Source organism: Bacillus yapensis (assembly GCF_005280205.1).
GTDB lineage: Bacteria > Bacillota > Bacilli > Bacillales > Cytobacillaceae > Robertmurraya > Robertmurraya yapensis.
The window spans coordinates 1-19,328 of the sequence record NZ_SUND01000027.1 but is presented as its reverse complement, the minus strand read 5'-3'; the positions used below and the strand labels follow the sequence as shown (position 1 = coordinate 19,328).

The window sequence follows — 19,328 nt, the reverse complement described above, 5'->3', positions numbered from 1 at the left end:
AAAAATCGGCTATAGGATTTTTATCAAGATCATTTATTAATTAGAAGAAGCTAGGAGGCAGCGTAATGCAATACGAGGCTGGAAATTATGATGTCATCGTCATTGGTGCTGGTCATGCGGGTGCGGAAGCAGGTTTAGCAGCAGCTCGTCAAGGTGCGAAGACTTTGGTGTTAACAATTAATTTAGATATGGTGGCATTTATGCCGTGTAATCCATCTGTTGGTGGACCGGCAAAAGGAATTGTTGTAAGAGAAATCGATGCCTTGGGCGGAGAAATGGGCAAAAATATCGATAAAACATATATCCAAATGCGCATGCTGAATACAGGGAAAGGGCCTGCTGTACGAGCATTGAGAGCTCAAGCAGATAAATTTGCCTATCAGCATGAAATGAAAAAAACAATGGAAGATGAACCAAACTTAACCCTTGTACAAGGAATGGTTGAGCAATTAGTCATCGAAGACGATACATGTACAGGGGTTATTACGAAAACGGGTGCGAAGTATTCGGCCAAAACCGTTGTTATTACGACAGGAACGTTCTTACGCGGGGAAATTATTTTAGGGGAATTAAAATATTCAAGTGGTCCGAATAATCAGCAGCCTTCGATTCGACTTTCTGAACACCTTGAAGATCTAGGATTTGATTTGGTTCGTTTTAAAACTGGAACACCTCCGCGTGTAGACAGTCTGACGATTGATTATAGTAAAACGGAAATTCAACCTGGTGATGATGAGCCAAGGGCGTTTTCTTATGAAACAACGAAATATATTACGGATCAGTTACCATGCTGGTTGACGTATACGAATGAAAAAACGCATCAAATTATTGATAGTAACTTACACCGTTCACCGATGTATTCAGGGATGATCAAAGGAACTGGTCCTCGTTATTGTCCATCGATTGAAGATAAGATCGTTCGCTTTAATGATAAGCCAAGACATCAAATTTTCTTAGAGCCTGAAGGTAGAAATACGCAGGAAGTATACGTTCAAGGGCTCTCTACAAGCTTACCAGAGGATGTTCAGCATAAAATTCTACAAACTCTTCCTGGTCTAGAAAATGCTCAAATGATGCGTGCTGGCTATGCGATTGAATATGATGCGATCGTTCCGACCCAATTATGGCCAACATTAGAAACGAAGAAAATCAAGAATCTCTATACTGCTGGTCAAATAAATGGAACTTCTGGTTATGAAGAAGCAGCTGGTCAAGGTTTAATGGCTGGTCTGAATGCTGGAAGAAGAGCACTTGGAAGAGAAGAGGTTATTCTAAGCCGCTCCGATGCTTATATTGGCGTATTAATCGATGATTTAGTGACAAAAGGAACGAACGAGCCTTATCGTCTATTAACATCACGTGCTGAATACCGTCTTCTTTTAAGACATGATAATGCTGATTTACGTTTAACGGAAATTGGTCATCAGGTTGGCTTGATTAGTGAAGAACGCTATCAAAAATTCTTGGCTAAGAAAGCGGCTGTTGAAGCAGAAAAAGAAAGATTACAATCGATTATTATTAAGCCAAAGCCAGAAGTGCAAGAGCTTATTAAGAGCCAGGGAGGAAGCGAGTTGAAGGACGGTATTAAAGCAATCGATTTGCTCAAACGTCCTGAAATGAGCTACGAGCATATTGCTCAAATCGTTCCGAGTGAAGTGAAATTAGATGAAGAAGTAACGGAACAGGTTGAAATCCAGGTTAAATATGAAGGGTATATCGAAAAATCGCTTCAACAGGTTGAGCGCTTAAAGAAAATGGAAAACAAAAAGATTCCAACCGACATCGACTATGATGCGATTCCGAGTCTTGCTTCCGAAGCTAGACAAAAACTTAAAAAGGTACTTCCTTTATCCATAGCACAAGCATCACGTATTTCAGGCGTAAACCCTGCAGATATCTCCATTTTGCTTGTTTATTTAGAGCAAGGAAGAATTGCTAGAGTATCGAATGAATAGGGAACCTTATTGAAGGTTCCTCTCTTTTCGTAATGCTCTTTTCTCAAACTTTGTGGCTTTTGAAACACAAATCAATCCAATAATCTATGTTTTCAATGATAAGTAGTTTTATAAAAATGAGAAAAGGGCTTGCAAACATCGCTACGATGCGCCAACTAGCTATTTCTACGTTAAAATCGGCCGCTGGCCAACGGCAGTAAGATTTTAACAACAGGTTTTTTTCGTAAGAAAATAAACAATCTATACGAAAACAGTTTTTCGTATAGACTTGTTGGTTAAAGTAATTCAATCAACAAAAAAATCAAGCTAGGAAAGGATTTGACTGATGAAAACGGAAGAATTTCACGGGATGCTGCAAGAGAAAGGGATAAATCTATCTCCTGAGCAAATGTCCCAATTTGAGACCTACTTTCACACACTCGTAGAGTGGAATGAAAAAATGAACTTAACGGCGATTACGGACAAGCCTGAAGTTTATTTAAAACATTTTTATGACTCAGTTTCTGCAGCTTTTTATTATGACTTTTCAGGACCTTTACATATATGCGATGTTGGAGCGGGGGCCGGCTTCCCAAGTATCCCGATTAAAATTGCTTTTCCTGAATTGCATGTAACAATTGTTGATTCACTGAATAAGAGAATCACCTTTCTTGAACATTTAGCAAAAGAGTTAAAGCTAGAAAACGTCCGTTTTATCCATGATCGTGCTGAAACTTTTGGTCAAAATAAGGATCATAGAGAGAGTTATGATGTGGTTACTGCTCGTGCCGTTGCTAGACTTTCTGTCTTGAGTGAGCTTTGTATGCCTTTAGTGAAAGTTGGTGGCAACTTTGTAGCCATGAAGGCGGCTAATGCGAAGGATGAGATCGAGGCAGGAAAAAAAGCGGTTACTACCCTAGGTGGAAAAATGAAAGAGGTGCATTCTTTTACCTTGCCGATCGAAGAAAGTGAACGAAATATCATCATCATCAATAAGGAAAAGCCAACACCTAAGAAATTTCCCCGGAAACCAGGTGTTCCGAATAAGACTCCGATTGAATAACGGGAAATGTCCTACCTTTTTTAGCGAAAGTATGGCATAATTTTTAATAGAGTTTCATGCAGGAAACGAGCTTTTAATAGAGAATTACTTAGTTAGGGAGTTTCGTAAAGGTGGTGCAAAGTGATGAAGCAATCTTTCTCACGCTTTTTTGGCCTGGGCGAAAGGGAAGACCAAACTGAAATAGAAGTAGGAGAACAAACGGAATTTGTCGCGCATGAGAATCGTGAAGAGATTCGCAAGATCCCGATTGATGATATCGTGCCCAACCGTTTTCAACCTAGAACGGTTTTTGCTGAGGATAAAATAGAAGAGTTATCGCGTACCATTCATACTCATGGTATTATCCAACCAATTGTGGTAAGAGAATACGAAGAGAATAAGTTTGAAATCATTGCCGGTGAACGAAGATGGAGAGCAATGAAAATGCTTGGATGGGATACAGTCCCTGCCATCGTCAAAAATATGAATGATACAGAAACAGCTTCAGTTGCCTTAATTGAAAATCTTCAAAGAGAAGAACTTTCTCCAATTGAAGAAGCAATTGCTTACGGTAAATTACTTGAACTTCATAATTTAACGCAAGAAGCGCTTGCTCAACGACTTGGTAAAGGTCAGTCTACTGTTGCGAACAAGCTCCGCTTGCTTAAATTACCGCAAGAGATTCAGGACGCTTTACTAGCAAAAGCAATAACTGAGAGACATGCACGCTCCTTAATTCCGTTAAAGGATCCAGCCAAACAAATTCAATTGCTTGCTGAGATTATTGAGAAGAACTTAAACGTTAAGCAAACGGAAGAACGAGTTGTAAAATTGTTAGAGCAGCGAAAGGATAAAGTAAAACCAAAGCGCAAAGCATTCAGCAAGGATATGCGTATTGCTGTAAATACAATTCGCCAATCTTTAACAATGGTTTCTGATAGTGGGATCAATTTAGATTCGGAAGAAGAAGAATTCGAGGAATACTATCAATTTACAATCAAAATTCCAAAGAAAAAATAGCATACTGAACTAATTTTTTTATCAATAGGGTCTATTTTTAGAAGAGAAATTAAACATTTTGTTTAGTTTCTCTTATTTTTTTGTCGATAAAAGTAATATGGAAGAGAAAAATATGATTCTCTTTTCTTTTTTCATGATAAAATAGAATACATGATTGCTAGTTTGTATATAAAGAGGAAAAAATAGTAGGGAATTGAAGGTAGGTGATACCGTGGGTAAAATTTTATCAATTGCAAACCAAAAAGGAGGAGTTGGCAAAACAACCACCTCCGTTAACTTAGGCGCCTGCTTAGCATATATAGGGAAAAAAGTATTATTAGTTGATATTGACCCTCAAGGAAATGCAACGAGTGGGGTAGGGTTAGAGAAAGCGGATATTGATCAATGTGTCTATGATGTATTAGTAGATGATGTTGAAGCAGTAAAGGTTATTCGACCAACTGGAGTGGAAAATCTTTTCGCCATCCCGGCAACAATTCAGCTTGCTGGAGCGGAGATTGAACTTGTTCCAACGATTTCAAGAGAGGTTCGCCTAAAGAGAGCACTAGAAGAAGTAAAGGATCAATATGATTATATTATCATCGACTGTCCTCCATCTTTAGGACTTCTTACGTTGAATGCTTTAACTGCATCTGACGCTGTTCTAATTCCTGTTCAATGTGAATATTACGCTTTAGAAGGATTAAGCCAATTGCTTAATACCGTCAGACTTGTGCAAAAGCATCTAAATCAGGATTTGAAAATTGAAGGTGTTTTGTTAACTATGCTTGATGCGCGTACGAACCTTGGTTTACAGGTCATTGAAGAAGTAAAAAAATATTTCCAGGACAAGGTTTATCAAACTGTTATCCCAAGAAATATTCGTTTGAGTGAAGCTCCGAGTCATGGAGAACCAATCATTATTTATGATCCTAAATCTAGAGGCGCTGAAGTATACTTAGACTTAGCAAAGGAAGTGGCTGTAAATGGCTAAAGGATTAGGAAAAGGATTAGATGCTTTTTTTGCTAATATGGAGCCTGAAAAAGAAGAGGTAGTAAGGGAAGTTAGTTTAAAAGAGCTTCGTCCGAACCCCTATCAACCACGGAAAATCTTTGATAAAGAAGCTATCGAAGAATTAAAAAATTCGATCTTAGAGCATGGTATCTTACAACCAATTATCGTGAGAAAAAGCATCAAGGGCTATGAAATTGTAGTCGGAGAACGTCGTTTTAGAGCTGCGTCAGAAGCGAAGCTTGAAAAAGTACCGGTTGTTGTTCGTAATTTGTCTGAGCAACAAATGATGGAGCTAGCTATTTTAGAAAATCTTCAGCGTGAAGATTTGACTCCAATTGAAGAGGCAGCTGCTTATCAGCTTCTTATGGAAAAGCTTTCGGTTACACAAGAACAGTTAGCAAAACGACTTGGTAAGAGTAGACCGCATATCGCAAACCATATTCGGTTACTTTCTTTACCTCCACAAATTCAACAGCTCATCTCCGATGGGAAAATTTCAATGGGCCATGGACGTGCACTATTAGGGCTTAGAAAAAAGGAAAAGATGAGTCCTGTCGTTGATAAGATTCTTAAAGAAGGGTTAAATGTTCGTCAACTAGAGCAGTTAATTCAACAAATAAATGAAAATGTTTCACGTGAAACAAAGAAAACAAAACCAGAAAAAAATGTCTTTATTCGTGCCCAAGAATCCTTCCTACGTGAAAGATTTGGGACAACCGTCAATATTAAGCAAAACAAAAGTAAACAAAAGGGAAAAATTGAAATTGAATTTTTCTCATCAGAAGATTTAGAGAGAATACTAGAATTACTAGAATCGAACCAATCTTCATAAGCCATCTTAGGATGGTTTATTTTTATGGTGATTTGGAGTGTATTTGTGAGTAATCTCTATTCATAAACGAAATTTATACAGCTAAAGGTGAGACAGAATGTTTTTATTAGGAACCATTGTGAATGGATTGCTCATTATTATCGGAACATTGTTAGGAAAATTGCTCCATCGCATCCCAGAAGGTGTAAAGAAAACAGTGATGCATGGGATTGGTCTTGCAGTAGTTGTTTTAGGCGTTCAGATGGGCCTTAAAAGTGCTAATTTTTTAATCATGATCATAAGCTTGGTTTTTGGTACTGTAATTGGTGAATACAGTGATTTAGAAGGTAAGCTCAATAGGTTTGGGGATTGGATTGAAATGAAGATAGGTAAAGGCAACGGACAAGGAAGTATTTCTCAAGGGTTCGTTACTGGAACACTTATCTTCGTCATCGGTGCGATGGGAATCATCGGTGCTCTTGACAGTGGAATAAGAGGCGATCATTCCGTATTGTATACGAAATCGATTATCGATGGATTTACAGCCATTATTTTGACAACCACATTAGGAATTGGTGTTATTTTCTCTGCTATTCCTGTTATCGTTTATGAAGGATTAATTGCACTGTTTGCCACACAAATTGATCGCATTGTTCCTCAAGCTTTGATGGACAGTTTTATTGTAGAAATGACTTCAGTAGGTGGTGTCATGATTTTCGCCATTGGTCTCAATATGATCGGAATTACGAAAATACGTGTAGCTAATCTACTACCCGGAATATTAGTCACAGCAGTGATTGTTACGGTGATGTATTTCTTTGCATAAGTAAAAGGAGAGACTGTCGAAAGGGACAGTCTCTCTTACTTTATAAGTTATCTTATCTGTTCTTGGTCCCAACCTAATTTTAAATTCGACCAATTGTTCTTAGGGTGGTAGGTAGAACTTGCTTCGTATATGCCATTTGTAATGACCTTTGCCATTTTCAGCACAAGGTTTAACCTTGTATTTTGTAGAACGAAAAATTCCATGAATCCACTCACATTAACGATGCCGGTAATATGAAGTTCTCCAACATCAGGTAATTCCTTTTTCACACCGGCTCCAGGCTTTACAGGTCCTTCACCAACTTGAATAGCTCCTACACTTTTTAATCTCCCCAAACACGCATCAATCCCAATGATAATTGGATTTAAATGCTTTGCTTTAATTTCTTTCATTTTCTCATCTAAATTTACTGCATGAATAGGGTCTTCAAGTGTTCCATACACATGAAAAGGTGCAACTTCTTTTTCCTCTAGAAGTGTTCCAATTAGTGGACCTAATGAATCTCCAGTGGAACGATCAGTACCAATACATACAAAAACAACTGGACGATTGATTACTCTTGCAGGTAATAATGAAACGAGTTCTATGGCGATTTTCTGTGATGCTTTTTGTTCATCAAAGAAAATTCGTGACTCTGAATCATTGCCTTTATCAAACAAGCTAGATTTTAGATTCATTGGTTCCACTCCCGAGAAATTAGTAGTAACAGTATATGGAAAAATAGTTAGTTCTATACGTACTAGTTTTGAATCTCGCAGAAATTGGATGAGAAAATTTTGGAATCTAGTGGACAAGCCCTACAAACTTTCATGAAAAATTGCTAAAATAGTTATATTGTATAAAAGGAAGTTATGAAGGAGTGATCACATTGGAACAAAAGGAATTCGGCCTAAATGACATAGTAGAAATGAAAAAACAACATCCTTGCGGTACAAATCGATGGAAAATCATCCGTTTAGGAATGGATATTCGAATAAAATGTGAAGGTTGTTCCCACAGTGTGTTAATTCCTCGAAAAGAGTTTTCACGTAAATTAAAAAAAGTCTTAGTGAAGCATGAAGAGTAATCTTTGTGCTTTTTCTTTTAGGCTGTTTCCGTGTTGATTGTTTGTTTTCTTTTATGGTCGATTTTGGTTTATCCTATTTCATTGTAGAAATTTCTAAATTATATTATTCTTAGAAAAATGAGCGCGGATGGAGGAGAGAAGTTTTGTCTAAGGTATTTACATCTGCATGTCCGTTGAACTGTTGGGACAGCTGTGGTTTTAAAGTCGTTGTTGAGGATGGGAAAGTAACGAAGGTGGACGGAGATGAAACTCATCCGATTACAAAGGGGAAGATCTGTGGTCGCGGCAGAATGCTTGAGAAAAGAACAAACTCTTCTGAACGATTATTATATCCTCTAAAAAAAGTAGATGGAGAGTTTACTAGAATTTCATGGGAACAGGCTTTAGAGGAAATTTCTGTGAAAATGAAAGCTATAAAAGCAGAACATGGTTCTACTTCTATTCTTCATAGTCATGATTATGCGAACGGTGGATTGCTGAAAAATCTAGATAAACGCTTTTTTAATTTGTTTGGTGGGGTAACAGAATTAATTGGTTCTATTTGCTGGGGCTCTGGGATCGAGGGCCAAACATGGGATTTCGGTGATGCTTATAGTCATTCTCCTGAAGATATTTTCAATAGCAAGAACATCATTGTTTGGGGGAGAAATGTTGCGCGAACAAACTTGCATCTTTTTCAAGCCTTGCAGGAAGCAAAAAAGCGTGGTGCACACTTAATCGTCATCGATCCGATTTTTAACGCTACGGCCAAAATTGCGCACGAACATATTACTGTGAAACCAGGAATGGACGGATTATTGGCAGCAGGAATTATGAAGGAAATGCTGCGTCTTGGTCTTGAAAATCAAGAGTTTATCCGTAATCATTCAGTTGGATTTGAGGATTTGCATGCTTTATTAGATGGAATATCAATTGAGGAAATCACCGAAAAAACAGAAGTACCAGTAGAAGTGATGACGAAGCTTGCCCAAGTTTATGGTGACAGGCCGACTTCAACCTTTATTGGTTTAGGTATGCAAAGATACGAAAATGGGGGAAACACCATTCGTCTAATTGATGCACTTGTAGCCATAAGTGGAAATATTGGGATTGCAGGCGGAGGAGCAAATTACGCTCATAAGCAGGTAGGGCAAAGCTTTGATGTAACGGAGCTGTCATTAGCTAACCAAAAACAAGAGCATCGTTATTTTACGATGATGGAACAAGCTGAGAAAATTCTTAACGAAAAAACGCCAGAAGTTAAGATGATTTTTGTGACGTGCGGGAATCCTTTAACTCAAGTTCCAGATACGAATGTCGTGAAAAAGGCATTCTCCTCTGTTGAAACGCTTGTTGTGGTCGAACAATTTATGACGGACACAGCAGAACTGGCTGATTATGTTCTCCCGACGACAACGGCTTTTGAAGAAGAGGATGTTTACTATTCATCGATGTATCATGCCTATGTGAATTATGGACCTCAGCTTGTATCGGCACCAGGGGAGGCGAAATCGGATCTATGGATTTGGACCGAGCTGGCAAAACGATTAGGCTTTGGTGATGAATTTAACTATACACGCGAACAATTTTTAGAAATCGGTATGAAGAGTCTAGTTGAAAAAGGACTTTCCCTATCTCAGCTAAAGGAGATCGGTCATGCAGAGCTGCCAGTTGATGAAATTCCGTGGAGTGACTATCAGTTTAAAACGCCGAGCGGTAAATATGAATTTACATCAAAGAGCGCTGAACAAAAAGGTTTATTAGGTCAATTAACATTAGCTTTACCAAAGGAATCGAAATGGACAAATGCTGAGTTGGCGAAAAAATTCCCTTATCAGTTATTAACCATTCATCCGTTGCGTTCTAATCACTCTCAGCACTATCATTTGCTATCACCGGAGCCAAAGGTTCGAGTGGAAATCTCCCAAAATATTGCCGAACAGTTGCAATTAATGGATGATGCTTATGTACGTGTTTGGAATGAACGGGGAGAAATATTTGGTTATGTCACTGTTTTAAAGCAGGGTGTGCATAACGATATCGTTAAAATTGATGAAGGCATCTGGTCTAGATTTGGTGGTTCTGTCAATCAATTAACTTCTAGCCAAGTTTCAGATAATGGTTTGGGTAGTATTTTATATGATTGCTTAGTTAATATTGAAGCAGCCAATGAATAATCGATGTTTCCTTGTCTTTTATGAGGGAACTCTCTATAATTGGTTAAGGTTAATTATTTTGGTATAAAAATGATTTATTATTTTGCATATAGATATGAGGAGTGACTTTGGATGGCCTTAACGGCAGGGATTGTAGGTTTACCGAACGTTGGAAAATCTACTTTATTTAACGCAATTACACAAGCAGGAGCAGAATCGGCAAACTATCCATTCTGTACAATCGATCCGAATGTAGGGATCGTAGAAGTTCCTGATGAACGTTTAACAAAATTAACAGAATTAGTTCAACCAAAAAAGACTGTTCCAACAACTTTTGAATTTACGGATATCGCAGGAATCGTAAAGGGTGCAAGTAAAGGGGAAGGTCTTGGAAACAAATTTTTAGCAAACATTCGTGAAGTAGATGCAATTTGCCAAGTAGTGCGTTGCTTTGAAGACGAAAATATCACACACGTATCTGGTAAAGTAGATCCGTTAGACGATATTGAGACGATCAATTTAGAGCTTATTTTAGCTGACCTAGAATCTGTTGAAAAACGCCTTGCTCGTGTCGGAAAATTAGCGAAGCAAAAGGATAAAGATGCAGTTGCTGAGCTTGAAATTTTAGAAATGCTTAAAGAAGCTTTTGAAGCAAGTAAGCCAGCTAGAACGATTGAATTTACAGACGAGCAATTTAAAATTGCGAAAGGACTTCATCTTTTAACAATTAAGCCAATGCTATACGTAGCAAATGTAGGTGAAGATGAAGTGGCTGACGTTTCTGCAAATGAGTATGTTCAAAAAGTAAAGAACTTTGCAGCTGAAGACAATGCTGAGGTTATCGTGATTTGTGCAAAAATCGAATCTGAAATTGCAGAACTTGAAGGGGAAGAAAAAACAATGTTCCTTCAAGAGCTTGGAATTGAAGAATCAGGATTAGACCAATTAATTCGTGCATCTTATCATTTACTTGGACTAGCTACTTACTTCACTGCTGGAGTTCAGGAAGTACGTGCTTGGACATTCAGAAAAGGAATGAAAGCACCACAATGTGCTGGAATTATCCACTCTGACTTTGAAAGAGGCTTTATCCGTGCGGAAACAGTATTCTATGATGACCTGTTAGCAGCAGGAAACATGGTAGCTGCGAAAGAAGCAGGAAAAGTTCGCTTAGAAGGTAAAGAATACGAAGTTAAGGATGGCGACATCATTCACTTCCGTTTTAATGTATAGGAAACACAGGAAAACATCTCGTGTATGCGAGGTGTTTTTTGCTGCTATTGTACTTTCAGTATTTGTATGTTATAATTTCTTCTTGTGAGTAATGAATATTGCTCCTTGCCCTATTGAGGGCCGTTAGTCCAAAAGGAGGTGAACGTGATGAGAGCGTACGAAATTATGTACATCATCCGCCCAAATATTGAAGATGAAGCTAAAAAAGCACTTGTAGAGCGCTTTGACGGCATCTTAACTAGTAATGGTGCGGAAGTAGTTGATTCAAAAGAGTGGGGTAAACGTCGTCTTGCATACGAAATCAATGATTTCCGTGATGGCTACTACCAACTTGTAAAAGTTAACTCTGATGCAGCTGCTGTGGAAGAATTCTCTCGTTTAGCTAAAATTAGCGAGGATATCATCCGCCACATCGTAATCAAAGAAGATAAGTAATTAGGACATATAGTCATTTAACCAAATGTTTCACGTGAAACATTTGTCAAAGAGAGGAGTTGATTCTGATGATGAATCGTGTAGTTCTAGTCGGACGTTTAACGAAAGATCCTGAATTGCGTTATACACCAAATGGTGTTCCCGTTGCGACATTTACTCTTGCTGTCAATCGTACTTTTTCGAATCAACAAGGGGAAAGAGAAGCAGACTTCATTAACTGCGTCATTTGGCGTCGTCCAGCAGAAAACGTAGCAAACTTCTTGAAAAAAGGAAGCCTTGCTGGTGTTGATGGTCGTATTCAAACACGTAATTATGAGGGACAAGATGGGAAACGCGTTTACGTTACAGAAATTGTAGCTGAGAGTGTGCAATTCCTTGAACCGAAAGGTGGTTCCGGAGGCAATTCTGGTGGCTTCGGTGGCCAGAGCCAAGGAGCTCCTTACGGTAATCAGAATCAACCATCTCGCAACGATAACCAAGGCGGGTATACCCGCATAGATGAAGATCCATTTGCAGGTGGCGGTCAAATCGACATCTCTGATGACGATCTTCCATTCTAATTAGAAGGAGGGAAATAACCATGGCTATGGGAGGACGTAGAGGCGGTCGCGCTAAGCGCCGTAAAGTTTGCTATTTCACAGCAAACGGAATCACTCACATCGATTATAAAGATGTAGATCTACTTAAAAAATTCATCTCTGAACGTGGAAAGATTTTACCAAGACGTGTAACTGGTACAAACGCTAAATACCAACGTAAATTAACTGTTGCTATCAAGCGTGCACGTATGATGGCATTATTACCATACGTTACAGGTGAATAATGAATTGCAAAAAGACAGTTTGGTTCCGTTAACCAACTGTCTTTTTTACTATGTATAAGTTTGGTTTAATGGTGGTCGAACGAATCAAATGTCGTTATACCATATGCTTGTGCTTTTTGATAGGCTGTTTTTGTAATGCTTGTGGTTTTTTTCGTAAATGTCCAAAAGCCGACATTTACACTCCCTACTGGGTTTAGAGTCACACATTATTACTGCACGGCACTTTTCGCTTCTCCCATATGTTTTTTCGAAAGAAAATAAACAATGTCTGCGAAAAGAGCCTTTTGATAGAACCGATTGGTTGAAGCCCGAGAGTAATATCGATAAAATAGGTCTTAGGACTTTGTCAGGAGGTTTGAGAGTGAAAAATGTACATAAGCTAACAGAAGGAGCCTTGCTTCTTGCGGCCTTTGCTGTTTTAATGCTGATGACGCTTTACATACCTGTACTAGGAATGGTCAGCAATTTGTTTCTAGCATTACCGTTTATTATGTTTGCTGCGAAAAATGATCGAAAGAGTTCCATTGTGTTTTTTGTTGGGGCGCTATTGATTTCTTTTATAGTCGGAACAGTTTTGGCTTTACCTTTAACACTTTTATATGGTCTTACAGGAATTGTACTTGGCGATTTTATTAGAGAAAAGAAGAGTCGAATAAGTGGATATATCGCTGGTACTTTTGCTTTCTTAATGATCACGATTCTAACATATGCGGCATCTGTCACATTTTTTAATATAGATATCATCAAAGAATCGATTCAAGCGATCAAGCTATCGATGGATCAATCGAAGGAAATGCTAGATGCATTAGGACAAACAGTAGATCCGAAAATGATGGAACAATTTGAAAAGGGCATAGACATGCTCGAAACGCTTGTACCGAGTATATTCGTGATGGCATCCATTCTGATCGTGCTGATCATTGAACTGATCTCTTTTCCCATTGCAAAAAGATTTGGGATCGAGATTCCAAACTGGACACCTTTTAGAGAGCTACAGCTTCCAAAAAGTCTATTATGGTATTATTTAGGAGTGTTAATAGCATCTCTTTTCTTTAATCCTGAAGAGGGGACTTTCTGGTATACAGCACTGATCAATTTAGCCTTTGTTCTTCAGTTCTTTATGGTCTTACAGGGGCTATCACTCATTTATTATTTTTCTTATCAGAAAGGTTATCCGAAAGCTCTTCCTATTATTATTACTGTGTTGACGTTCCTCGTTCCATTCTTCCTTTCTATTGTGAGGATATTAGGTATAATTGATTTAGGTTTTGATTTTAGAAAGCGTATAAGTGAAAGAAAATAATGAATCGATTTTAAAAATTGAAGTGTGCATGATAACATCGATTTATATATATATTGGAAGAAAAGCTTAGAAATTTGGGAGCTGAAAAAATGCCTTCTTATTTGGATAAATGGCCGATTCGCTATCCGATTTTTGCCTTGATCTTGATTGACCTAGTGATACTAGGGATATTAGCTTATTATAATTGGATCATATGCCTAATTGGAGTAGTGATCGCAGCCATTCCATTTTACTATCTGTTTTTAATTGAATATAAGCAACGCCAGGAGACGGAGAAGTATATCACGACGCTTTCTTACCGCTTGAAAAAAGTTGGGGAAGAGGCGTTAATGGAAATGCCGATTGGGATCATGCTATATAATGACGATTATTATATTGAATGGGCGAATCCATTTTTAGCATCTTGTTTTGATGAAGAAACGTTAGTAGGACGTTCCCTTTATGACGTAGGGGACTCTGTGATTCCTTTAATCAAGCAAGAAGTGGAAACGGAAATTATTCCTTTATTGGATCGGAAATTTAGAGTGGTTCATCGTGCTGAAGAAAGATTGCTTTATTTCTTTGACATCACAGAGCAAGTGGAAGTTGAAAAGATGTATGAAGATGAAAGAACAGCTATTGGCATCATCTTTTTAGATAATTACGATGATTTAACACAAGGGATGGACGATCAAGCGAGAAGTAGCCTGAATAGCCTTGTAACGTCCATATTAAACAAGTGGGCGAATGATAATGGTGTCTTCCTAAAACGCGTCTCTTCAGACCGATTTATTGCTGTATTTAATGAACAAATTCTCCATGCATTAGAAAAAGGGAAATTCTCTATTTTAGATGATGTTCGTGAGATTACTACAAAGCAAAATGTTCCACTAACATTAAGTATTGGGGTAGGAACTGGAGTGCCTTCATTACCGGAGCTTGGCGAACTTGCTCAATCGAGCTTAGATTTAGCTTTGGGCCGTGGTGGAGACCAGGTTGCGATTAAACAAACGAATGGAAAAGTGAAGTTCTTTGGAGGAAAAACGAACCCCGTAGAAAAACGAACGAGGGTACGTGCACGTGTTATTTCTCACGCCTTAAAGGATTTGATTATCGAAAGTGATAAAGTTATTATTATGGGACATAAAAATCCTGATATGGACGCTATCGGAGCAGCAATTGGGATTCAAAAAGTCGCTCAAATGAATCAATGTGAAGGCTACATCGTGATGAATTTTAACGAAATCGATACTGGGGTTCGCAGACTGATGGAGGAAATTAGAAAGCATGAATGGTTATTCTCTCGCTTTATTTCACCAGAGCAAGCCCTTGAGATTGCGACAGAGGATACGCTCTTAGTCGTTGTAGATACACATAAGCCTTCAATGGTGATTGAAGAAAGATTGCTTCATCGTATTGAGCATGTAGTTGTTATTGACCATCACCGTCGTGGTGAAGAGTTTATTGAGAATCCGTTACTCGTTTATATGGAGCCATACGCATCTTCCACTGCAGAATTGGTGACGGAGCTGCTAGAATATCAACCGAAGAAAAGTAAGATTGATATGCTCGAGGCAACAGCCTTGTTAGCTGGGATCATTGTTGATACAAAAAGCTTTACCTTGAGAACGGGTGCAAGGACCTTTGATGCAGCCTCTTACCTTCGTGGACAAGGAGCGGATACGGTACTTGTACAGAAGTTTCTAAAAGAGGATGTAGAAACCTTCTTAAAACGAGCGAAATTGATTGAATCAGTTTATTTCTATAAAGATGGAATTGCCATTGCAAAAGGGAATGCTGATCAAGTACTCGACCAAGTATTAATTGCCCAAACAGCGGATACGCTTTTAACAATGGATGGAATATTGGCTTCCTTTGTGATATCGAAGCGTACTGATGACATGGTAGGAATCAGTGCACGTTCATTAGGGGATATCAATGTTCAGGTCATAATGGAAAACATCGGTGGTGGAGGTCATTTGACCAATGCAGCTACGCAGCTTTATGATATGGAGATAGGAGAAGCGGAGCAGGCTCTACTAGATACAATAGATGAATATTTAGAAGGGAGAAAAAAGCTATGAAAGTCATTTTTCTAAAGGATGTTAAAGGAAAAGGTAAAAAGGGCGAAGTGAAAAACGTCGCTGACGGATATGCACAAAACTTTTTAATTAAGCAAGGTCTTGCTGTTGAAGCAAACTCAGCGAATGTTAGCAGTTTGAATGCACAAAAGAAAAAGGAAGAAAAGTTATCAGCCGAAGAGCTAGCTGAGGCTAAGAAATTAAAAGAAGTACTTGAGCAGTTAACAGTTGAACTTTCTGCAAAATCAGGTGAGGGTGGCCGTCTATTTGGTTCTATTACAAGTAAACAAATAGCTGAAGCTCTTCAAAAAGTTCATGGCATTAAAATTGATAAGCGTAAAATTGAATTAGAAGATGCGATTCGCGCATTAGGCTATACAAAGGTTCCAGTTAAGCTTCATACAGAAGTTACAGCTACTCTTAATGTACATGTAAAAGAAGGAAACTAAATTTGGAAGTACCATTTCCGTGAAAACATGATAAAATAATGATAGAGATGTGATCGGTTGAATGCTGGTCACATTTTTCTAATTAGAAATATTTCCTATTTAGTAGTTTAATTGTCCAGCAATCATACACACTTTATATACTTAATTAATATATTTATGGTTATATGTTTAGTCATCTGTAAGGAGGTTTTCCTATAATGAGTGATTTATTTGCAGATCGACTTCCCCCACAAAATATTGAAGCTGAGCAAGCTGTACTAGGTGCTATTTTCTTAGAACCTTCTTCATTAACGCAAGCGACCGAAATCTTAATTCCTGAGGATTTTTATCGTGCAGCACACCAAAAGATTTTCAATGTGATGCTAACGTTAAATGACGCAGGGAAGGCGGTTGACTTAATCACTGTTTCCGAAGAACTAGCAGCAACGAAATTGCTTGAAGATGTTGGTGGAATCAGCTATTTGAGTGAGCTTGCAGGTTCAGTACCGACTGCTGCGAACATTGAGTTCTATGCAAAGATAGTTGAGGAGAAGTCCCTTTTAAGAAGATTAATTCGCACAGCAACAGAAATTGCTACAGATGGTTATCAACGGGAAGATGAGGTTGATGCTCTTCTTGTTGAAGCAGAAAAAAAGGTTATGGAAGTATCCGGTCGTAAAAACGGTGGAGCTTTTCATAACATTAAAGATGTTCTTGTTCGTACGTACGATAATATTGAATTAATGCATAATCGTGTTGGGGATATTACGGGAATCTCGACAGGATTTGTTGAACTAGATAAAATGACAGCTGGATTCCAAAGAAATGACTTGATTATCGTTGGAGCCCGTCCATCAGTTGGTAAGACAGCCTTTGCCTTGAATATTTCTCAAAACGTTGCGACGAAAACGGGTGAAAACGTAGCGATCTTCAGTTTGGAGATGGGTGCGGAACAGCTTGTTATGCGTATGCTCTGTGCTGAAGGAAATATTGATGCTCAACGCTTAAGAACAGGTTCCTTGACGGATGAGGACTGGGGTAAGCTAACGATGGCGATGGGTAGCTTATCGAATGCAGGAATTTTTATCGATGATACACCTGGTGTTCGTGTGCAGGATATTCGTGCAAAATGTCGTCGTTTGAAACAGGAGCATGGCTTAGGGATGATCTTAATTGATTACTTACAGTTGATTTTAGGAAGTGGCCGTTCTGGCGAAAACCGTCAGCAAGAGGTTTCTGAGATTTCTCGTTCCTTAAAACAGCTTGCCCGTGAGCTTCAAGTACCAGTTATCGCACTTTCTCAGCTTTCTCGTGGGGTAGAGCAGCGTCAAGATAAACGTCCAATGATGTCTGATATTCGTGAATCAGGAAGTATTGAGCAGGATGCGGATATCGTTGCCTTCCTATATCGTGATGACTACTATGATAAGGAATCAGAGAACAAAAATATCATTGAAATCATCATAGCGAAGCAGCGTAATGGCCCAACAGGAACAGTTTCCTTGGCCTTCGTGAAAGAATATAATAAGTTCGTCAATTTGGAGCGGCGCTTTGATGATGCCGCAGTGCCAACCGGATAAAATACTTAAAAGATTAGCCAAGGCTAGTCTTTTTTATTTATTGGGAAATAATTTTGAATTATTCACGAACAAAACAGAAGTATTTTTGAAAAAATGTTCGTGTTTCATTGACTTTCTGTATCTAGAATTGTACACTTATTTTGTTTGGAAAGAACATTGATCGTTAACCTTATGGAGGTGCTTCTTTAATGTCATCAGTAGTAGTTGTTGGAACACAATGGGGAGATGAAGGAAAAGGGAAAATTACCGATTTCCTTTCAGAGAATGCGGAGGTCATCGCTCGTTATCAGGGTGGAAACAACGCGGGTCATACCATTAAGTTTGACGGAGAAACGTATAAATTACACTTAATTCCTTCAGGGATTTTTTATAAAGATAAGATTTGTGTAATCGGAAATGGAATGGTCGTGGATCCGAAGGCACTTGTAAAAGAACTTGCGTATTTACATGAAAAAGGTGTAACAACTGATAATCTACGTATTAGCAATCGTGCTCATGTGATTCTTCCTTATCATTTAAAATTGGATGAAGTTGAGGAAGAAAGCAAGGGAGATAACAAAATCGGTACGACGAAAAAGGGAATCGGACCTGCTTACATGGATAAAGCAGCTCGTATCGGAATTCGCGTAGCGGATCTATTAGATAGAGAAGTGTTTGAAGAAAAATTAGCACGCAATTTAAAAGAGAAAAACCGTCTACTTGAGCGAATCTATGAAACAGAAGGCTTCAAAATCGAAGATATCTTAGACGAATACTACGAATATGGCCAACAAATCAAGCATTATGTTGTGGATACGTCCGTTGTATTAAATGATGCTCTTGATGAAGGTCGCCGTGTGCTATTTGAAGGTGCTCAAGGAGTTATGCTGGATATCGACCAAGGTACGTATCCATTCGTTACTTCTTCAAACCCTGTAGCAGGCGGAGTAACAATTGGTTCAGGTGTTGGTCCAAGTAAAATCAAGCATGTTGTTGGAGTATGTAAAGCATATACAACACGTGTAGGGGATGGACCATTCCCTACTGAATTAGATAACGAAATTGGTCACCAAATTCGCGAAGTTGGTCGTGAATACGGTACAACGACTGGTCGTCCACGTCGTGTTGGTTGGTTCGATAGTGTCGTTGTTCGTCACGCTCGTCGTGTCAGTGGAATCACAGACCTATCTTTAAACTCTATTGATGTTTTAACAGGCATTGAAACTCTAAAAATCTGTGTTGCTTATCGCTACAAAGGGGAAGTAATCGAGGAATTCCCGGCTAGCCTTAAGGTATTAGCAGAATGTGAGCCTGTTTTTGAAGAACTTCCAGGTTGGACAGAAGACATTACTGGCTGCAAATCACTAGATGAGCTTCCAGCTAATGCTCGTCACTATCTTGAAAGAGTAGCGCAGCTTACTGGAATTCCATTATCAATCTTCTCAGTAGGTCCAGATCGTTCACAAACGAATGTTGTGATGAATCCTTGGCGTCAAAACTAAAGATTTGAAGGAGTATGCACCTCGCATACTCCTTTTTTTATGTGTGCCGGGCATGTTCACTAGCTAGGCGGTGCAAGTCCGCTATGGGCGTTGGGATATGCGAACCATTAGCCGAAAGCAAGGGTGTCCGTGGTGACGCGGAATCTGAAGGAAGCTC

General features: G+C 38.7%; 18 protein-coding genes. 17 read left to right on the top strand and 1 reads right to left on the bottom strand.

Annotated elements, in window-relative coordinates:
* Positions 1-65: 65 nt before the first annotated feature.
* The 6 genes from mnmG to FAR12_RS22055 all read left to right on the top strand — a co-directional run bounded on the left by mnmG (position 66) and on the right by FAR12_RS22055 (position 6,627).
* Positions 66-1,955, top strand: coding sequence for a tRNA uridine-5-carboxymethylaminomethyl(34) synthesis enzyme MnmG (gene mnmG, locus FAR12_RS22080; protein WP_126410926.1), 1,890 nt, complete (start codon positions 66-68; stop codon positions 1,953-1,955).
* A 325-nt stretch (positions 1,956-2,280) separates the two neighbouring features.
* Positions 2,281-2,997: a 16S rRNA (guanine(527)-N(7))-methyltransferase RsmG gene (gene rsmG / locus FAR12_RS22075; protein WP_126410925.1), complete on the top strand. Its 717-nt coding sequence runs from the start codon at positions 2,281-2,283 to the stop codon at positions 2,995-2,997.
* A 123-nt stretch (positions 2,998-3,120) separates the two neighbouring features.
* Positions 3,121-3,996: a nucleoid occlusion protein gene (noc, locus tag FAR12_RS22070; RefSeq protein ID WP_126410924.1), complete on the top strand. Its 876-nt coding sequence runs from the start codon at positions 3,121-3,123 to the stop codon at positions 3,994-3,996.
* A 211-nt stretch (positions 3,997-4,207) separates the two neighbouring features.
* Positions 4,208-4,969, top strand: coding sequence for a ParA family protein (locus FAR12_RS22065; protein ID WP_126410923.1), 762 nt, complete (start codon positions 4,208-4,210; stop codon positions 4,967-4,969).
* Positions 4,962-5,822 carry a ParB/RepB/Spo0J family partition protein gene (locus tag FAR12_RS22060; RefSeq protein ID WP_126410922.1) on the top strand — a complete coding sequence of 287 codons (861 nt, stop codon included), beginning with the start codon at positions 4,962-4,964 and terminating at the stop codon, positions 5,820-5,822. The genes FAR12_RS22065 and FAR12_RS22060 overlap by 8 nt, the downstream gene beginning before the upstream one ends.
* 97 nt (positions 5,823-5,919) lie before the next feature.
* On the top strand, positions 5,920-6,627 hold the full coding sequence (locus FAR12_RS22055; RefSeq protein WP_126410921.1) for a DUF554 domain-containing protein: 708 nt from the start codon (positions 5,920-5,922) through the stop codon (positions 6,625-6,627).
* Positions 6,628-6,674: 47 nt separating this feature from the next.
* On the opposite strand, the gene yyaC is transcribed toward FAR12_RS22055, so the two are convergent.
* Entirely contained in the window at positions 6,675-7,304 is a 630-nt protein-coding gene (gene yyaC, locus FAR12_RS22050) for a spore protease YyaC (RefSeq protein WP_126410920.1), read from the bottom strand.
* Between the two features lie 191 nt (positions 7,305-7,495).
* On the opposite strand from yyaC, the gene FAR12_RS22045 reads away from it, so the two are divergent.
* The 11 genes from FAR12_RS22045 (at position 7,496) to FAR12_RS21995 (ending at position 19,171) form a co-directional block, all read left to right on the top strand.
* Entirely contained in the window at positions 7,496-7,693 is a 198-nt protein-coding gene (locus FAR12_RS22045; protein WP_126410919.1) for a DUF951 domain-containing protein, read from the top strand.
* Between the two features lie 143 nt (positions 7,694-7,836).
* Positions 7,837-9,849 (top strand): molybdopterin-dependent oxidoreductase, encoded by a 2,013-nt coding sequence (locus tag FAR12_RS22040; RefSeq protein WP_126410918.1) that lies wholly within the window; start codon positions 7,837-7,839, stop codon positions 9,847-9,849.
* A 111-nt stretch (positions 9,850-9,960) separates the two neighbouring features.
* The gene (ychF, locus tag FAR12_RS22035; protein WP_126410917.1) at positions 9,961-11,061 is read left to right on the top strand and encodes a redox-regulated ATPase YchF; all 1,101 of its coding nucleotides are present in this window, start codon (positions 9,961-9,963) and stop codon (positions 11,059-11,061) included.
* Positions 11,062-11,208: 147 nt separating this feature from the next.
* Positions 11,209-11,496: a 30S ribosomal protein S6 gene (gene rpsF, locus FAR12_RS22030; protein ID WP_126410916.1), complete on the top strand. Its 288-nt coding sequence runs from the start codon at positions 11,209-11,211 to the stop codon at positions 11,494-11,496.
* A 68-nt stretch (positions 11,497-11,564) separates the two neighbouring features.
* A complete protein-coding gene (ssb, locus tag FAR12_RS22025; RefSeq protein ID WP_126410915.1) occupies positions 11,565-12,056 on the top strand; it encodes a single-stranded DNA-binding protein in 492 nt (163 codons plus the stop codon).
* 26 nt (positions 12,057-12,082) lie between these two features.
* Positions 12,083-12,319, top strand: coding sequence for a 30S ribosomal protein S18 (gene rpsR, locus FAR12_RS22020; protein ID WP_126410939.1), 237 nt, complete (start codon positions 12,083-12,085; stop codon positions 12,317-12,319).
* A 361-nt stretch (positions 12,320-12,680) separates the two neighbouring features.
* Positions 12,681-13,622, top strand: a complete 942-nt coding sequence (locus tag FAR12_RS22015; RefSeq protein WP_126410914.1) for a YybS family protein — start codon at positions 12,681-12,683, stop codon at positions 13,620-13,622.
* 89 nt (positions 13,623-13,711) lie between these two features.
* On the top strand, positions 13,712-15,685 hold the full coding sequence (locus FAR12_RS22010; protein ID WP_126410913.1) for a DHH family phosphoesterase: 1,974 nt from the start codon (positions 13,712-13,714) through the stop codon (positions 15,683-15,685).
* Positions 15,682-16,131: a 50S ribosomal protein L9 gene (rplI, locus tag FAR12_RS22005; RefSeq protein ID WP_126410912.1), complete on the top strand. Its 450-nt coding sequence runs from the start codon at positions 15,682-15,684 to the stop codon at positions 16,129-16,131. Before FAR12_RS22010 ends, rplI begins: the two co-directional genes overlap by 4 nt.
* A gap of 197 nt (positions 16,132-16,328) precedes the next feature.
* Positions 16,329-17,690, top strand: coding sequence for a replicative DNA helicase (gene dnaB, locus FAR12_RS22000; protein ID WP_126410911.1), 1,362 nt, complete (start codon positions 16,329-16,331; stop codon positions 17,688-17,690).
* Between the two features lie 188 nt (positions 17,691-17,878).
* Entirely contained in the window at positions 17,879-19,171 is a 1,293-nt protein-coding gene (locus tag FAR12_RS21995; protein WP_126410910.1) for an adenylosuccinate synthase, read from the top strand.
* Positions 19,172-19,328 lie beyond the last annotated feature (157 nt).

What these genes read in the sequence shown, in the direction of transcription:
- mnmG (WP_126410926.1), top strand. Translation starts at nt 66, where the DNA reads ATGCAATACGAGGCTGGAAATTATGATGTCATCGTCATTGGTGCTGGT.
- rsmG (WP_126410925.1), top strand. Translation starts at nt 2,281, where the DNA reads ATGAAAACGGAAGAATTTCACGGGATGCTGCAAGAGAAAGGGATAAAT.
- noc (WP_126410924.1), top strand. Translation starts at nt 3,121, where the DNA reads ATGAAGCAATCTTTCTCACGCTTTTTTGGCCTGGGCGAAAGGGAAGAC.
- FAR12_RS22060 (WP_126410922.1), top strand. Translation starts at nt 4,962, where the DNA reads ATGGCTAAAGGATTAGGAAAAGGATTAGATGCTTTTTTTGCTAATATG.
- FAR12_RS22055 (WP_126410921.1), top strand. Translation starts at nt 5,920, where the DNA reads ATGTTTTTATTAGGAACCATTGTGAATGGATTGCTCATTATTATCGGA.
- yyaC (WP_126410920.1), bottom strand. Translation starts at nt 7,304, where the DNA reads ATGAATCTAAAATCTAGCTTGTTTGATAAAGGCAATGATTCAGAGTCA.
- ychF (WP_126410917.1), top strand. Translation starts at nt 9,961, where the DNA reads ATGGCCTTAACGGCAGGGATTGTAGGTTTACCGAACGTTGGAAAATCT.
- rpsF (WP_126410916.1), top strand. Translation starts at nt 11,209, where the DNA reads ATGAGAGCGTACGAAATTATGTACATCATCCGCCCAAATATTGAAGAT.
- ssb (WP_126410915.1), top strand. Translation starts at nt 11,565, where the DNA reads ATGATGAATCGTGTAGTTCTAGTCGGACGTTTAACGAAAGATCCTGAA.
- rpsR (WP_126410939.1), top strand. Translation starts at nt 12,083, where the DNA reads ATGGGAGGACGTAGAGGCGGTCGCGCTAAGCGCCGTAAAGTTTGCTAT.
- FAR12_RS22010 (WP_126410913.1), top strand. Translation starts at nt 13,712, where the DNA reads ATGCCTTCTTATTTGGATAAATGGCCGATTCGCTATCCGATTTTTGCC.
- rplI (WP_126410912.1), top strand. Translation starts at nt 15,682, where the DNA reads ATGAAAGTCATTTTTCTAAAGGATGTTAAAGGAAAAGGTAAAAAGGGC.
- dnaB (WP_126410911.1), top strand. Translation starts at nt 16,329, where the DNA reads ATGAGTGATTTATTTGCAGATCGACTTCCCCCACAAAATATTGAAGCT.
- FAR12_RS21995 (WP_126410910.1), top strand. Translation starts at nt 17,879, where the DNA reads ATGTCATCAGTAGTAGTTGTTGGAACACAATGGGGAGATGAAGGAAAA.